Below are 14,435 nucleotides of genomic sequence, written 5' to 3' on the forward strand. Positions count from 1 at the left end.
ACGTGCATCGGGCTTTTTTATGGCAAAAAAATGCCCGGACAAGCCGGGCATAATGGTTATTCGCTGGTTGATTTTTCTGCTTTCCCCGCTAGCTGAGCAAGGAAGTCATAACGCTTCTGAAGATCCGCTGCCGCGTCCCTCCATAGCTGCTCTGCTACTTCTGGTTGTTGAGCGTTCAGCCTGCGGAAACGCTGCTCCTGAAGTAAGGTTTCGGCAAGGGCGTCTGAAGGCGGACGGGAATCCAGCGCCAGCGGTAATTTTCCTTCATCGGCACGGCGCGGGTCAAAGCGGTACAGCGGCCAGAAGCCGGTTGCGGTAAGCTGACGCATCTGGTCGTGGCTAAGCGCCAGATCGTAGCCATGCTCCTCACACGGGCTATAGGCGATGATCAGCGACGGGCCAGGATACGCTTCCGCTTCCTGAATGGCTTTCACCGTCTGGTTAAGCTGCGCGCCCAGCGAAATCTGCGCGACGTAGACGTGTCCATACATCATCATGCTGACGCCCAAATCTTTACGCGCCTTTCGTTTGCCATGCTCACCAAATTTCGTGACCGCACCCAGTGGGGTTGCTTTCGAGGCCTGTCCGCCGGTGTTGGAATAACACTGAGTATCAAGCACCAGAATGTTAACGTTTTCGGTGAGGCTCAGGACGTGATCAAGACCACCGAAACCAATATCGTAGGCCCATCCGTCGCCACCGATCAGCCAGATAGATTTTTCAACCAGCGCGTCAGCATCGGTCAGCAGTTGTTCAGCCCCTTCAACACCCTGAAGCGCGTGGCGCAGTTCAGCAACCTGTGCGCGACGAACGTCAGGCGTGGCCTCCGCATGCAGGGCGTCATTCAGCTCTGCCGGGATTTTATCGGCAAACTGTTCCAGCAGACGCATTACGCGGGCGCGGTGCTGATCGACCGTCAGGCGGAATCCCAGACCAAATTCTGCGTTATCCTCAAATAGCGAGTTTGCCCAAGCCGGGCCGCGGCCGTACGCGTCGGTGGTATAAGGCGTGGACGGCAGGTTCCCCCCATAGATTGACGAGCAGCCCGTCGCGTTGGCAATCAGCATCCGGTCGCCGTAAAGCTGGGTAAGCAGTTTAATGTACGGCGTTTCACCGCAGCCAGAACACGCCCCGGAGTACTCGAAAAGCGGCGTAATGAGCTGTGAGGTACGAATGTCAATACGTTCCAGCTTGTTGCGGTCGATTTCGGGCAGGTCGAGGAAGAAGTCATAATTCACTTTCTCTTCTTCAACATGCTCCAGACGCGACATCATATTGATGGCTTTGATTGTCGGATCCTGACGATCTTTCGCCGGGCACACCTCAACGCACAGGTTACAGCCGGTACAGTCCTCTGGTGCCACCTGAAGAACATATTTCTGGCCACGCATATCACGGGATTTTACATCCAGCGAGTGCAGACTTTCCGGTGCGTCCGCCATCGCTTCTGGCGACACCACTTTGGCGCGAATGGCCGAGTGCGGGCAGGCCGCCACGCAGTGGTTGCACTGGGTGCATAGCTCTTCTTTCCAGATAGGGATCGCTTCGGCAATGTTGCGTTTTTCCCAACGGGTTGTGCCCATCGGCCAGGTGCCATCAGGCGGAAGCGCAGAGACGGGAAGAGTGTCGCCCAACCCGGCAAGCATCGCCGCCGTAACGGTTTTGACGAAATCCGGGGCAGCGTCAGACACCACTGGCGGCCGGTTCGGGCTGCTGGTATTGACTGGCTGCAACGGCACCTCGAACAGCGACTCGCGGGCCAGCGCCAGCGCCTGCCAGTTGCGCTCAACCAGCTCCTGACCTTTGCTGCTGTAGCTTTTGGCTATCGCCCCCTGGAGCTCCATCAGCGCGCTGTCGCCCGGCAGAATATTGGTCAGGTGGAAGAACGCCATCTGCATAACCGTATTGATACGCGCGGCCAGGCCGCACTCGCGGGCGATCTTCGCGGCGTTAATGACATACAGGCGCGCCTGTTTCTGGTTTAGCACCGCCTGGACTTCCTGGGGCAGTCGTGCCCAGACCTCATCGGCGCTATACGGGGTGTTGATCAGGAAAATACCGCCGGGCTTCAGGCGCTCGGCCATCTGGTATTTATCGATAAACTGGAGCTGATGACAGCCAACAAAATCCGCCTGAGAAATCAGGTATGCCGAGCGGATTGGATGTTCGCTGACGCGCAGGTGCGAGACGGTCAACCCGCCCGCTTTTTTGGAATCGTAGACGAAATACCCTTGCGCATACCACGGCGTGGAGTTACCGATAATTTTGATGTTGTTCTTGGTCGCCGAGACGCTGCCGTCGCTGCCCAGACCGTAGAACAGCGCTTCCAGTTTCGCATTCGAGGGCAGGGTGTTTTCCGGCAAAGGGAGAGAAAGGTTAGTCACGTCATCATAAATGCCGACCGTAAAGCGCGGCTTCGGTTTTGCCTCGCGCAGTTCAGCAAATACGGCCAGGACGCACTCCGGCCCGAACTCTTTGGAAGACAAACCATAACGCCCGCCAATGACGCGCGGCAGCGTTTCGCGTTCACCGTGATTAAACGCCTCAGCCAGAGCGGTCATTACATCAAGGTAAAGGGGTTCAGCCTGCGCGCCAGGCTCTTTGGTGCGGTCAAGTACCGCCACGGCACGCGCGCTTTCCGGCAGGGCTGCGAGCAGATGTTTCGCAGAGAATGGACGGTAGAGGCGAACTTTTAGCACGCCAACTTTTTCACCACGCGTAAGCAGCTCATCGACCACCTCTTCGCAGGTGCCGATGGCGGAGCCCATCAGGACGATCACGCGCTCGGCCTGCGGATGACCGTAATATTCAAATGGCTTATATGCGCGACCCGTCGCAGCGGAAAAATCGTCCATCGCCTGTTCGACGTGCTCATATACCGCGTTGTACCACGGGTTTGTCGCCTCGCGGGACTGGAAATAGGTATCCGGGTTGGCAGAGGTACCCCGGATCACCGGATGTTCCGGATTGAGGGCCCGAGCGCGATGGGCATCAATGTCAGCCTGCGGCAGCAGGTTCAGTATGGTGTCATCCGGCAGCGGAACGATTTTATTGATCTCGTGAGAGGTGCGAAAACCATCGAAGAAATGAATAAATGGCACTCGACTTTTCAGCGTGGCGATATGCGAAATCAGCGCGAAGTCCTGTGCTTCCTGCACGCTGCTGGCGCAGAGCATAGCGCAGCCGGTCTGACGCACGGCCATCACGTCTGAGTGGTCGCCAAAAATAGAGAGCGCGTGTGTGGCTACAGTACGTGCGGCGACGTGCAGGACAAACGGCGTTAATTGTCCTGCCAGCTTGTAAAGCGTGGGGATCATCAACAGCAGCCCTTGAGACGAGGTGAACGAGGTCGACAGGGCACCGGTCTGCAACGCACCATGCACGGTGGCAATGGCGCCGGCTTCGGACTGCATCTCAACAACCCGCGGGACATCGCCCCAGACGTTTTTTACCCCATTACCAGCCCAGGCGTCAGCCTGTTCAGCCATAGTGGAGCTTGGGGTGATGGGGTAGATGGCGATAACTTCGCTGGTGCGAAACGCAACAGACGCGACTGCACCATTGCCGTCAATAGTTTGCATAGGACAACACCCTTACATTGCGCAAAAATGAAGGGCCTGTAAAACGACGACAGACCCTGAATATTATCTGTGTATTTTAGCAAAGCTCAGGTTTTACGATTTTCGCTTTTGTGTCCTTGGTATGCGCTGTATCAATGACTGGATGGCTATTCGCGATAAAAAATTGCGAGAAATTGTTACCAGAGCGCATAAATACGCACATCCGCTCTCGACGATGCGGCGCGTGATGCCTATTATGCATAGGTTTCGCTTTAACTATGGGGAGGAAGGTATGCGTTCTGCATTTTGGGTCGGATGTGCCGCGTTACTGTTGTCGGCATGCAGCAATGAACCTGTACAGCAGGCGACTGCGGCACACGTTAAGCCAGGTATGCGAGCGGCTATGTCCAGTTCAGGCCAGGCCAACTGCGCAATGATCGGAGGATCACTCTCCGTTGCCCGTCAGCTCGACGGCTCCGCTATCGGCATGTGCGCGTTGCCAAACGGCAAACGCTGTAGTGAGCAGTCGCTTGCCGTAGGATCGTGCGGAAGTTACTGAGTTATTCAACTCGCTTAAACATTAAAGACTTATTGGCTGTCGCCAGCGTTAACTGGTCTTCGGTCAGGTCTACCTGAGCGCCTGTGCGTAGCATATCGGCGAGGGTCTGATCCAGTTCATTAAGCTGCGGCTCGGTGCAGAGTTTCCGCGTCATTGCCAGCGTTTTGACCGTCAACTCTCCTTCGGACAATTTTCCCTGGCCGTTGAAGCCGTTGCACATTGTGCCGGAGACGGCAATGTTGTTAATCAGGCTGATACTGGGCTGCGCGCTGAACCGAATTTCAGGCTGCGTTTTCAGGCCCTTAACCGCTTTTCCATCAACGTTTTCCAGCACGAAACGGTGATTCTCTAACTGATCGGTCTGAACGGAGGCTTTACCGGGATTAACGCATCCCGCCAGTGCGAGGCTGATTAAACTTACTGCCGCGAGCTTTTTCATTTTTCTTCTCAAACTATCAATGCTGTAAATATTTTTTCAGTGTAACCATACCCTCCAGGGTGTTAATGGGGTTTATCTGAAAGTGCGAGATAAGGACCGGGCGGCAACGCACCCGGTGAATGAATTAGTGCGATTTAAATCCGGCTGCGGCCATCAGCATTTTAAAGAGCATACTTACGCAGGCCAGTGCCAGGACGCTGCCGCCCCAGATGATGGCAAGCCACATCAAACGTTTCCATACAGGTTGTTGCATCAGTGATAACCCTCCCCATGCTGTACTTTTCCGCGAAAAACGTAATAACTCCAGAAGGTGTAGACCAGAATCACAGGAATGATCAACAGTGCGCCCACCAGCATGAAGCCCTGGCTTTGGGCTGGCGCAGCGGCCTGCCAGAGGGTAATGTCCGGCGGGATGATATGCGGCCAGATGCTGATCCCAAGCCCGCTAAAGCCAAGAAAAACCAGCCCTAACGTCATGATAAACGGCAGTGTATGGCTCGCAGGATCGTTCAGGCAGCGCCACTGGCACAGACTCAGGATCGCAACCAGCGCAGGAACGGGCAGCAGATAAAACAGATTTGGCAGCGTAAACCAGCGCGCAGCAATGGCTGGTTGGGCGAGAGGGGTCCATATACTGATTACCGCAATGAATACCAGAAGCAGGAGCAGAAGCACTTTCGATACCTGACGCATCCGCTGTTGCAGGGCATTTTCACTTTTCATTACCAGCCACGTTGTTCCTAACAGTGCGTAAGCCACCACAAGACCCGCACCGCAGAAAAGATTGAACGCGGTAAACCAGTCAAACGGACCACCGCTGTAAGCACGACCGGTGACGTTGAACCCATGGATGACCGCGCCGACGGTGATGCCCTGGCTGAAGGTCGCCACAATTGACCCGCCAATAAAGGCCTTATCCCAGAACGGACGGTGCGCCGGAGTCGCTTTGAAGCGAAATTCGAAGGCGACGCCACGAAATATAAGCCCGATCAGCATTATTGTCAGTGGAATGGTTAGCGCGTCGATGATCACCGCATAGGCGAGAGGAAAGGCGCCAAACAGGGCCGCACCGCCAAGCACCAGCCAGGTTTCGTTGCCGTCCCAGACGGGAGCCACGCTGTTGACCATTACGTCGCGATCGTCCGCATTCGGCGTTACCGGAAACAGTATGCCTATCCCCAGATCAAAACCGTCCATCACGATATACATCAACGTGGCGAAAACGATAATCACGAACCAGATAATGGAAAGATCGATACCCATTACGGTTACTCCTTAAATTCAGTGGTGACGGCAGAAAGCGGACGAGCAGGGCGGCCATCGGATTCAGTCGCGAAGGATTCATAAGGCTGCGGCCCTTTTTTAATCAGACGCACCATATAGCTGTAACCCACGCCGAACACCGCGGTATAAACCACGAAGAAGGCCAGCAAGCTGATGCTCATGTGCAGATCGCCATGTGCGGAAACCGCATCCTTCGTACGCTGTAGCCCATAGACGACCCAGGGCTGGCGGCCGACCTCCGTTGTTACCCATCCGGCGAGGATCGCGATTAGCCCGGACGGCCCCATCAGCAGGGTAAACCACAGGAAGGAACGTGAGGTGTAGAGGCGCTGTTTGTAACGCAGCCAGACCGCCACCATGCCCAGGAAGAGCATCAACATCCCTAAACCGGCCATGATGCGGAAAGACCAAAAGACAATGGTGGCGTTCGGGCGATCGTCTTTTGGGAACTCCTTCAATGCCGGAACCTGTTTATCGAAACTGTGGGTCAGGATAAGGCTGCCGAGAGCGGGAATTTCAAGGTTAAAACGGGTCCGTTCCTGCTCCATATCCGGCCAGCCAAACAGCAGCAACGGAGTAGGCTCACCCGGGGGATTCTCCCAGTGGCCTTCAATGGCGGCTATTTTCGCAGGCTGGTGTTTTAAGGTATTAAGCCCGTGCATATCACCCACCAGTGCCTGAACAGGGGCTACGATCAACGTCATCCACAACGCCATGGAGAGCATGGTGCGAATGGCAGGCGTGTTGTTTCCGCGCAGCAAATGCCAGGCCGCGGAGGCTCCGACAAACAGCGCGCTGCTGAGAAATGCCGCAATCGACATGTGCAGCAGGCGGTAAGGGAAGGAGGGGTTAAACACCACGGCAAACCAGTCCACCGGAACGACCTGACCGTTGATGATTTCATACCCTTGCGGTGTATGCATCCAGCTGTTTGACGAGAGGATCCAGAACGTAGACATGAGGGTCCCCAGTGCCACCATGCAGGTCGAAAAGAAGTGCAGCCCCGGCCCGACCTTATTCCAGCCAAACAACATTACCCCGAGGAACCCCGCCTCAAGGAAGAACGCGGTGAGCACTTCATAGGTCAGCAGAGGGCCGGTAATGCTGCCCGCAAACTGCGAAAACCCGCTCCAGTTGGTGCCAAACTGATAAGCCATCACCAGGCCGGAGACCACGCCCATCCCAAAGTTGACGGCGAAGATCTTCGACCAGAAATGGTACAGCGAACGCCAGACGGGGTTTTTTGTTTTCAGCCACAGCCCTTCCAGCACGGCGAGATAGCTCGCCAGGCCAATGGTTATCGCCGGAAAAATAATATGAAAGGATACGGTAAAGGCGAACTGTATTCGCGCAAGATGAAACGCATCGAAACCAAACATGCAAAACTCCGCAGTGCAAAAAATTCGATGCCATTCTAAGCTTTGCCAGGTCTGGGTTGCAGAGACAGACCGATGTTATTTATCTATAACAGTTTTCTTGACCGTCTATGTGAAACTTGTATCGGGCGGTAATATTACCGCCCATGTTAACGCTCACTTTCGTAACGCCCAAAGGTAGATCAATACGGCGTTAAGCAGAAAGGAAAAAATAAAAAGTAATAATGTGTAGCTTTCACTCCATTCAAGTTCAGTTACAAATCCAAAATGTCTGGTGTAGAGGTGATAAAGCAAAACATCCGGCATGATGTAGCATACCAGCGAATAAATAATGAAAAGCATCAATGTTTCGACCACCCACGTAAGGGCATGTTTTCTTGCATTCATCAATATACCTGTATGGTGCCAAGTGTATTTAATCCAGCAGCGACTTTTATTGTGCCGGACGCCAGTAGTCCATGCATTAATATTCTGAAGTGAGCATGGTTTGGTAATGTGATGCATCCATTACTAATACCGGACTGTCCCGCAGGGTGTAGACGAAAAGATCCTCGCTCAACTCTGTTGATAAAGGTTGTATCGTCAATGTGATTATCATGACGATAAAGAGCAAACCAAAAATCACGGTTCGATCCGCTTTCAAACTCTTTGATAACATCATGCCAGTGGGTAGCTAACCCACCTCGAGGACGTGTAACGATATAATAGAGTCCGGGTGGTAATGGCCCTACCTCAGGCGTTGAAACGGCATCAGGATTGTTTCTGTTGTGACCTGAGTTTCCTGAATATGCGGGGAAAAAACCCAGGCCAGGACAGCTCAGCGTTGAAAGTTGTCCCCCGTTTAAATGAAAAGTACATCGAATCATCTGTCTTTCCATTCATCAGAGAAGAGAATATTCCCGTCGCAATGCTTCCAGGTAATCTTTTCGTAGCGAAGTGCGATACTTTCGAGATGGTTATGTTTTTCAGTCGCGGGATTTTTTATATCATGCATGAGTGGGCAGATAGAGACAACTTTCACGTTCTGCAGTAGCATGTTGAAGTATTCGACCTCCTGGCCTGCATTATTGATATGATACCACTTAAACTCAGCGCTTTTTAAGGTTTGTCCTTTTGCTACTGCTTTGTACAAATAGGGGCTTGAGCTGTCGAACTCTTTTTCAAAATTAAGTGGGCTATGAATACGGGTACCTGTGATCTTACCGGTCATGTTGTCGGTAGGGAGATACAGGCCGTGCCCAAAACTCAAAATTTCGATACTTCCCTCACGATTTACAACGTCGACAGAGCCCTTAATATTCGCGCCACCGTCATCTTTTAGCCAGAGGTATGCTGGAATTGCCATCCTATAGTTCCTTTTTTCTGAGTGAATCTGAAAAGTTAATACCTCTGTTGAACCAACCAGGTAGGCATAAAATGCCATATAAAACAATTATATTTCAATGTGTTATGTGTTGGTGCTTCGAAATCGGTTTCTTGAATAATCAATGAAGCTGTAGACAATCTTGAATAAAAAATTTCTTTTTATGATTTTTACGCATTAAACAGCTTGCTTTGTCGCCAGCAACATGCGTTAATGGATTTCTGGTTTTGAATCCAAATAAATATCTGACGTAGTTTTATAAAGCAGTTCTCATCACGTTGTGCCTCTCCGCAGCCTCTCTTGGGTCTTTATCTACATTCCGATTAGTTTTGTATCGAACCAACTTTTGCCTGATCGGCTCATGAGTAATTTACGTTTTTACGTTTACAGGAGAATCCTATGACTTCTTATATCCATTTCCGCTGCCCATGCTGTCATGGCTCGCAGTACCGCACCTCAGCTTTTGATGTGTCTGACAAAAATCCGTTCGGCGCAAAATGCATTTTCTGCAAATCGTCGATGATCACGCTCGACCACCTGGCCGCAGCGCGTTCTGCTCAGAATCACATTACTGAGTACCGCAAGTAATCTACCGCGTTTCCCATAACAGTTAGCAAATTCTTCTCTTTTTCTCCTGCTGATATACACTGTCAGCAATAAGGAGAATCTGATGAAAAAATACCAGCGTCTGGCGCAACAAATTATCTCGCAGATTGAGCTTGGCGTATGGTTGCCGGGCGATAAGCTGCCTTCTCTGCGAGAGCAGGTGGCAAGCAGCGGCATGAGTTTCATGACCGTGGGCCACGCGTATCAGATGCTGGAAAGTCAGGGGCGCATTGTTGCCAGACCGCAGTCAGGCTATTACGTTGCCGCCCGTCCGACCACACATCAGCCAGCACCGCCCGCGCAGGTGATGCGCGATGAAGTAGTTGACATCAACACCTATATCTTCGACGTGCTACAGGCCAGCCGCGACCCCTCCGTTGTCCCTTTTGCCTCGGCATTTCCCGATCCGCGCCTATTCCCGCTTCAGCAACTCAACCGCTCGCTTGCTAATGTCAGTAAAACGGCCACGGCCATGAGCGTGATTGAAAACCTGCCGCCGGGTAACGTCGACTTACGTCATGCCATTGCCCGTCGCTACGCTCAGCAGGGGATGAATATCTCCCCGGACGAAATTGTGATCACCGCGGGCGCGCTCGAAGCACTCAACCTTAGTTTGCAGGCTGTCACTGAACCAGGTGACTGGGTTATCGTTGAAAACCCCTGTTTTTATGGCGCACTCCAGGCACTTGAACGTCTGAAACTGAAAGCGCTGTCGGTTGCTACTGACGTGCGTGAGGGCATCGATCTCAGTGCCCTTGAGCAGGCGTTAAATGATTATCCGGTGAAAGCCTGCTGGCTGATGACCAACAGTCAGAACCCGCTCGGCTTCACGCTGAGTGCAGAGAAGAAAGCTCAGCTGGTGGCCTTATTAACCCGGCATAACGTCACGCTGATTGAAGACGATGTTTACAGCGAACTCTACTTTGGCCGCGAAAAGCCGCTTCCGGCAAAGGCCTGGGATAAGCAGGATATGACGTTGCACTGCTCCTCATTCTCCAAGTGTCTGGTGGCCGGTTTCCGTATTGGCTGGGTGGCGGCGGGAAAACATGCGCGCCGTATTCAGCAGTTACAGCTGATGAGTACGTTATCCACCAGCTCCCCCATGCAGCTGGCGCTGGTGGATTACCTGGCGACCAAACGTTACGACGCCCACCTTCGTCGCCTGCGGCGCACGCTTGCTGAACGCAAACAGCAGGCCTGGCAATCGCTTTTGCGCCATATGCCTGCTGGCGTCAAAATCCATCATAACGACAGCGGCTACTTTTTATGGCTGGAACTGCCTGAAGAGCTGGATGCGGGGCAGTTGAGTGAAAAGGCATTAACTCATCAAATCAGCATTGCGCCCGGCAAAATGTTTTCCACCTCCAATATCTGGACACCGTTTTTCCGTTTCAATACCTCATGGGGATGGGGCGAGCGGGAGGAGCAGGCGGTCGTCCAACTGGCGGCGTTAATTCGCGAAATGATGCTGCCCCCAGTCACACCTTGATGAAAATTCCTGAAGCGACATGATGCGCGGTCTACCTTTAGTAAGGGAGTGCGGATTGGTGACGTGACGTTGTCACGCATCGACCAGCCAGAACGTGTGCTGACAGCGAAAACTATGTCGATTTCAACAGGACGATGCTATGCAAAATCAACTGCTGATTAATGGTGAACTGGTGACCGGCGAGGGTGAGAAGCAGGCGGTTTACAATCCTGCCACGGGTGAAGTATTGCTGGAGATTGCTGAAGCGTCGGCAGCACAGGTGGACGCTGCCGTCCAGGCTGCCGATCGCGCGTTTACAGAGTGGGGACAAACGACGCCGAAAACGCGCGCCGAATGTCTGTTGAAACTGGCTGATGTGATAGAAGCCAACGCTGACGCGTTCGCACAACTGGAGTCGCTAAATTGCGGGAAACCGCTGCACTGTGTCCAGGGAGATGAGATCCCGGCCGTGGTCGATGTGTTTCGCTTCTTTGCCGGGGCCGCCCGCTGCCTGAATGGGCTGGCTGCCGGAGAATACCTCGAAGGACATACCTCGATGATCCGCCGCGACCCGGTTGGCGTTGTCGCCTCTATCGCGCCCTGGAACTATCCTCTGATGATGGCGGCGTGGAAGCTGGCGCCCGCGCTGGCGGCGGGAAACTGCGTCGTCATCAAGCCATCTGAAATCACCCCGTTGACGGCGCTGAAGCTGGCGGAACTGGCGAAAGATATCTTCCCGCCAGGCGTGCTCAACGTGCTGTTTGGTCGCGGCAAAACCGTAGGAGATCCGCTGACCGGTCACGAAAAAGTCCGTATGGTTTCTCTCACCGGCTCTATTGCTACCGGAGAACATATTATCGGGCATACCGCATCTTCAGTTAAACGTACCCATATGGAATTGGGTGGAAAAGCCCCGGTCATTGTCTTTGACGATGCAGATTTGGATGCCGTGGTTGAAGGCGTGCGTACGTTTGGTTTCTACAATGCTGGTCAGGATTGTACCGCAGCCTGTCGTATCTATGCCCAGAAGGGGATTTACTCCGCGCTGGTCGAAAAGCTGGGCGCAGCTGTTACCAGCCTGAAAATGGGCGCGCCGGACGATACATCAACGGAGCTGGGCCCGCTCAGCTCCGCAGCGCATCTTTCCCGCGTTTGCGCTGCCGTGGATGAAGCCAAAGCCCTTGGACATATCCGCGTCGTCACCGGTGGCAGTAAAAGAGAGGGGGCAGGATATTACTTCCAGCCAACGCTGCTGGCCGGGGCGAAGCAGGAAGATGCGATCGTCCAGCGAGAAGTGTTTGGCCCGGTGGTCAGCGTGACAGAATTTGAGGATGAAGCGCAGGTGCTGAACTGGGCTAACGATTCGCAATACGGCCTGGCCTCGTCCGTCTGGACAAAAGACGTCGGACGCGCCCATCGCCTTAGCGCACGGTTGCAGTATGGCTGCACCTGGGTCAATACCCATTTTATGCTGGTGAGCGAAATGCCGCACGGCGGGATGAAGTTATCCGGTTATGGCAAAGATATGTCGGTCTACGGACTTGAGGATTACACGGTAGTCCGACATGTCATGTTTAAACACTAAACCCTCATGCCCGGCGCAGTGCCGGGCGATTCAGCTTACCAGCCACATACCTCGTGTTCATTTTCCGTATCGTAGGCGCGAACGGTATTCACCAGATCCTTCACGACATCTGCCGCGACGTCCGGAATCAACAGCTCCATTGGCGCTTCTGTTTCATAATCCACCGACACGCCGTTGCTGTTGTTGGTGACGGTCACGGTATAGGTAGCCTTACCCATTATTTACTCCTTATGCGTGTTGACCACTTTACCGATACCCGCACCGCTGAGCGTGACGGCAGGATCCGCGAAAAAGTCGATATTAAAATAGGTGTCGTCGGTCAGTAGCTCAATGCGGTGCCATTTTTGCGGTGGCGAGATGCCAAAAGAACCGGCCTCAATGATCACTTCCAGATCGGGTTCGGTGGCATCGCCATCGGCAAAGCCAAAGTAACGCACCGCACCCTGCATGACGGACAACCGACCGTACACGCCGGCTTTGGTGTTGTGATGGGTAAAAAGCGCTTTTGGGGCGCTCTCTTTATTCCAGAACGGTGTCGAGCGGGTATGAACAAAGTTTTCAGGAATACGTAACATAATAGTTTCCTTCATGTTGTCGGACGCTTAAAGGGACTTAAGCACCTCAGGTTCAACAAAGAATTCAATATTGAACAGGGTGTCGTCGGTCATCACCTCAATGTGGTGCCATCTCTCTGGCGGGAAAACGCCAAAACGACCCGCTTCAATGACGAGCTCGCTGTCAGGCTCAGGTGTAAATTCATCAGCATATCCCAGATAACGCACCGCGCCGCGCATCACCGACAGGCGAGGGTAAACGCCCGGCTGCGTGCCCGTATCAAGGTGACGTTTAAAAATGCCGGCGGGGGCCGTTTCTTTGTTCCAGAAAGGCGTGGAACGGGTGTGAATGCAACTCTGCGGAATGCGTAGCATGTTTCCTCCCTTAAAAGCCTGCTTTTATTAGACTGCTTTCTGCAGGGATAGATTTACCAAAAAGTGCATTCTATATGCATCTTATCAATAATAACCGTTTTGCTTTACCCGGCGTTGTTACACAAGGTACTCAGTTGTTATTATCATTAATAATTAAGTGGTTATTGTGTAACGAAAAAACTTGATCTGTGTCAACATATGACGCATATTGCGTGCGGTTATTTTTCGGCTCAGGTAAACAGAATGACGTTGTATCAAAAGATGTTGGTGTTCTACGCAATCATGGCCTCCATCTGCGCATTAATCACCTGGTTCCTGTCTAAAGATCGTAAACGTATTCGCCTGTTGAGCGCATTCCTGGTGGGCTCCACCTGGCCGATGAGCTTTCCTGTTGCCCTGTTAATCTCTCTTTTCTGAAGCACGCTTCAAGAATCGGCATCCAGACATAGCATTCCATACATTGAGGCTGTATAAATATACAGTCCGTCATACATGGAGTGCTTATGAACAGTTTCTATTCACAGCAAGCAGGCTGCACGGTGCGCTGGCAGGATCTTCCCGGTTTCGGTGACCCGGTTGTGTTTATCCACGGGTTGGGCTGTGCATCGTCGTATGAATATCCTCGAATTGTCTGTGATACCCGTTTCGGGGGGCGCAGAGCCATTCTGATCGATCTCCCCGGTAGCGGTTACAGTGACAAACCTGACAACTACCGTTATCGCACAAGTGAACAGGCGCAGGTGGTGGTTGAACTGTTAGACCATCTCGGCCTGGATAGTCTTTGGCTCTATGGTCATAGCATGGGGGGGAGTATCGCGATCGAAACGGCAACGCTGCTAAAGTCACGCGTTAAAGGCCTGATAGTGTCTGAACCCAATTTTCATGCGGGTGGCGGGATGTTCAGCCGGGCAATTGCGGCCCAAACGGAACAACATTTTCTGGAACAGGGCTATGATGACATGCTGCGGGCGGAAACGACGGCGTGGTCTGGAAGCCTTCAAAGCAATGCCCCCTGGGCCGTCTGGCGCGGCGCAACGAGCCTGGTCAAGGGCGTTAAACCCGACTGGGAACACCTGTTTTTGTCATTGAGCTGCCCGGTCATGTTAGTTTTTGGTGAGTGGTCCCTGCCTGATGAAGATTTTAATCGCCTGCAACAAAAAGGCGTTGCTGTAAAAATTATCCCTGATGCGGGCCATTCAATGTCCTGGGAAAACCCGTCAGCGTTGGCTCAGGCTTTGTCTGGCTTCATAAACGGATCATGAAGGG

General features: G+C 53.0%; 16 protein-coding genes. 6 read left to right on the forward strand and 10 right to left on the reverse strand.

Annotated features, from left to right (window positions below; genetic code table 11):
* Positions 1-56: 56 nt before the first annotated feature.
* Positions 57-3,581, reverse strand: coding sequence for a pyruvate:ferredoxin (flavodoxin) oxidoreductase (nifJ, locus tag ACNQ0T_RS02480; protein ID WP_417929496.1), 3,525 nt, complete (start codon positions 3,579-3,581; stop codon positions 57-59).
* A 271-nt stretch (positions 3,582-3,852) separates the two neighbouring features.
* Between nifJ and ACNQ0T_RS02485 the strand changes: the two genes are divergently transcribed.
* Complete coding sequence (locus ACNQ0T_RS02485) at positions 3,853-4,119, forward strand: DUF333 domain-containing protein (RefSeq protein WP_417929498.1); 267 nt, start codon at positions 3,853-3,855, stop codon at positions 4,117-4,119.
* Position 4,120: 1 nt separating this feature from the next.
* Here the strand turns inward: ACNQ0T_RS02485 and hslJ are convergent, their stop codons facing one another.
* The 6 genes from hslJ to ACNQ0T_RS02515 form a co-directional block, all read right to left on the reverse strand.
* Positions 4,121-4,558 (reverse strand): heat shock protein HslJ, encoded by a 438-nt coding sequence (gene hslJ, locus ACNQ0T_RS02490; RefSeq protein ID WP_023300211.1) that lies wholly within the window; start codon positions 4,556-4,558, stop codon positions 4,121-4,123.
* A 124-nt stretch (positions 4,559-4,682) separates the two neighbouring features.
* Positions 4,683-4,811, reverse strand: a complete 129-nt coding sequence (locus tag ACNQ0T_RS02495) for a DUF2474 domain-containing protein (protein WP_017693358.1) — start codon at positions 4,809-4,811, stop codon at positions 4,683-4,685.
* Positions 4,811-5,821, reverse strand: a complete 1,011-nt coding sequence (gene cydB, locus ACNQ0T_RS02500; RefSeq protein WP_063149894.1) for a cytochrome d ubiquinol oxidase subunit II — start codon at positions 5,819-5,821, stop codon at positions 4,811-4,813. Before cydB ends, ACNQ0T_RS02495 begins: the two co-directional genes overlap by 1 nt.
* Before the next feature lie 5 nt (positions 5,822-5,826).
* Entirely contained in the window at positions 5,827-7,221 is a 1,395-nt protein-coding gene (locus ACNQ0T_RS02505; RefSeq protein ID WP_417929499.1) for a cytochrome ubiquinol oxidase subunit I, read from the reverse strand.
* Positions 7,222-7,604: 383 nt separating this feature from the next.
* Entirely contained in the window at positions 7,605-8,084 is a 480-nt protein-coding gene (locus ACNQ0T_RS02510; protein ID WP_417929501.1) for a DUF2778 domain-containing protein, read from the reverse strand.
* On the reverse strand, positions 8,081-8,563 hold the full coding sequence (locus tag ACNQ0T_RS02515) for an Hcp family type VI secretion system effector (RefSeq protein ID WP_200521039.1): 483 nt from the start codon (positions 8,561-8,563) through the stop codon (positions 8,081-8,083). Before ACNQ0T_RS02515 ends, ACNQ0T_RS02510 begins: the two co-directional genes overlap by 4 nt.
* Positions 8,564-8,980: 417 nt before the next feature.
* Between ACNQ0T_RS02515 and ACNQ0T_RS02520 the strand changes: the two genes are divergently transcribed.
* The 3 genes from ACNQ0T_RS02520 (at position 8,981) to patD (ending at position 12,240) form a co-directional block, all read left to right on the forward strand.
* The gene (locus ACNQ0T_RS02520; protein WP_017693360.1) at positions 8,981-9,169 is read left to right on the forward strand and encodes a hypothetical protein; all 189 of its coding nucleotides are present in this window, start codon (positions 8,981-8,983) and stop codon (positions 9,167-9,169) included.
* 82 nt (positions 9,170-9,251) lie between these two features.
* Entirely contained in the window at positions 9,252-10,676 is a 1,425-nt protein-coding gene (locus ACNQ0T_RS02525) for a PLP-dependent aminotransferase family protein (protein WP_058646533.1), read from the forward strand.
* A 139-nt stretch (positions 10,677-10,815) separates the two neighbouring features.
* Positions 10,816-12,240, forward strand: coding sequence for an aminobutyraldehyde dehydrogenase (gene patD / locus ACNQ0T_RS02530; RefSeq protein WP_045308179.1), 1,425 nt, complete (start codon positions 10,816-10,818; stop codon positions 12,238-12,240).
* Between the two features lie 35 nt (positions 12,241-12,275).
* On the opposite strand, the gene ACNQ0T_RS02535 is transcribed toward patD, so the two are convergent.
* From ACNQ0T_RS02535 to ACNQ0T_RS02545, 3 genes are read right to left on the reverse strand one after another with little or no spacing between them, the layout of a single operon-like run.
* Entirely contained in the window at positions 12,276-12,458 is a 183-nt protein-coding gene (locus ACNQ0T_RS02535) for a DUF1869 domain-containing protein (RefSeq protein WP_003856955.1), read from the reverse strand.
* Between the two features lie 3 nt (positions 12,459-12,461).
* The gene (locus ACNQ0T_RS02540; RefSeq protein WP_022648250.1) at positions 12,462-12,815 is read right to left on the reverse strand and encodes a DUF1971 domain-containing protein; all 354 of its coding nucleotides are present in this window, start codon (positions 12,813-12,815) and stop codon (positions 12,462-12,464) included.
* A 27-nt stretch (positions 12,816-12,842) separates the two neighbouring features.
* The gene (locus tag ACNQ0T_RS02545) at positions 12,843-13,169 is read right to left on the reverse strand and encodes a DUF1971 domain-containing protein (protein ID WP_022648249.1); all 327 of its coding nucleotides are present in this window, start codon (positions 13,167-13,169) and stop codon (positions 12,843-12,845) included.
* Positions 13,170-13,412: 243 nt separating this feature from the next.
* On the opposite strand from ACNQ0T_RS02545, the gene ACNQ0T_RS02550 reads away from it, so the two are divergent.
* Both ACNQ0T_RS02550 and ACNQ0T_RS02555 read left to right on the forward strand, forming a co-directional pair.
* Positions 13,413-13,586 carry a GhoT/OrtT family toxin gene (locus ACNQ0T_RS02550; protein ID WP_003856960.1) on the forward strand — a complete coding sequence of 58 codons (174 nt, stop codon included), beginning with the start codon at positions 13,413-13,415 and terminating at the stop codon, positions 13,584-13,586.
* Between the two features lie 86 nt (positions 13,587-13,672).
* On the forward strand, positions 13,673-14,431 hold the full coding sequence (locus ACNQ0T_RS02555) for an alpha/beta fold hydrolase (RefSeq protein ID WP_023306286.1): 759 nt from the start codon (positions 13,673-13,675) through the stop codon (positions 14,429-14,431).
* Positions 14,432-14,435 lie beyond the last annotated feature (4 nt).

The sequence above is a fragment of the Enterobacter cloacae complex sp.6700776 genome (assembly GCF_048284255.1).
In the GTDB taxonomy this organism is placed as follows: Bacteria; Pseudomonadota; Gammaproteobacteria; order Enterobacterales; family Enterobacteriaceae; genus Enterobacter; species Enterobacter intestinihominis.

What these genes read in the sequence shown, in the direction of transcription:
- nifJ (WP_417929496.1), bottom strand. Translation starts at nt 3,581, where the DNA reads ATGCAAACTATTGACGGCAATGGTGCAGTCGCGTCTGTTGCGTTTCGC.
- ACNQ0T_RS02485 (WP_417929498.1), top strand. Translation starts at nt 3,853, where the DNA reads ATGCGTTCTGCATTTTGGGTCGGATGTGCCGCGTTACTGTTGTCGGCA.
- hslJ (WP_023300211.1), bottom strand. Translation starts at nt 4,558, where the DNA reads ATGAAAAAGCTCGCGGCAGTAAGTTTAATCAGCCTCGCACTGGCGGGA.
- ACNQ0T_RS02495 (WP_017693358.1), bottom strand. Translation starts at nt 4,811, where the DNA reads ATGCAACAACCTGTATGGAAACGTTTGATGTGGCTTGCCATCATCTGG.
- cydB (WP_063149894.1), bottom strand. Translation starts at nt 5,821, where the DNA reads ATGGGTATCGATCTTTCCATTATCTGGTTCGTGATTATCGTTTTCGCC.
- ACNQ0T_RS02505 (WP_417929499.1), bottom strand. Translation starts at nt 7,221, where the DNA reads ATGTTTGGTTTCGATGCGTTTCATCTTGCGCGAATACAGTTCGCCTTT.
- ACNQ0T_RS02510 (WP_417929501.1), bottom strand. Translation starts at nt 8,084, where the DNA reads ATGATTCGATGTACTTTTCATTTAAACGGGGGACAACTTTCAACGCTG.
- ACNQ0T_RS02515 (WP_200521039.1), bottom strand. Translation starts at nt 8,563, where the DNA reads ATGGCAATTCCAGCATACCTCTGGCTAAAAGATGACGGTGGCGCGAAT.
- ACNQ0T_RS02520 (WP_017693360.1), top strand. Translation starts at nt 8,981, where the DNA reads ATGACTTCTTATATCCATTTCCGCTGCCCATGCTGTCATGGCTCGCAG.
- ACNQ0T_RS02525 (WP_058646533.1), top strand. Translation starts at nt 9,252, where the DNA reads ATGAAAAAATACCAGCGTCTGGCGCAACAAATTATCTCGCAGATTGAG.
- patD (WP_045308179.1), top strand. Translation starts at nt 10,816, where the DNA reads ATGCAAAATCAACTGCTGATTAATGGTGAACTGGTGACCGGCGAGGGT.
- ACNQ0T_RS02535 (WP_003856955.1), bottom strand. Translation starts at nt 12,458, where the DNA reads ATGGGTAAGGCTACCTATACCGTGACCGTCACCAACAACAGCAACGGC.
- ACNQ0T_RS02540 (WP_022648250.1), bottom strand. Translation starts at nt 12,815, where the DNA reads ATGTTACGTATTCCTGAAAACTTTGTTCATACCCGCTCGACACCGTTC.
- ACNQ0T_RS02545 (WP_022648249.1), bottom strand. Translation starts at nt 13,169, where the DNA reads ATGCTACGCATTCCGCAGAGTTGCATTCACACCCGTTCCACGCCTTTC.
- ACNQ0T_RS02550 (WP_003856960.1), top strand. Translation starts at nt 13,413, where the DNA reads ATGACGTTGTATCAAAAGATGTTGGTGTTCTACGCAATCATGGCCTCC.
- ACNQ0T_RS02555 (WP_023306286.1), top strand. Translation starts at nt 13,673, where the DNA reads ATGAACAGTTTCTATTCACAGCAAGCAGGCTGCACGGTGCGCTGGCAG.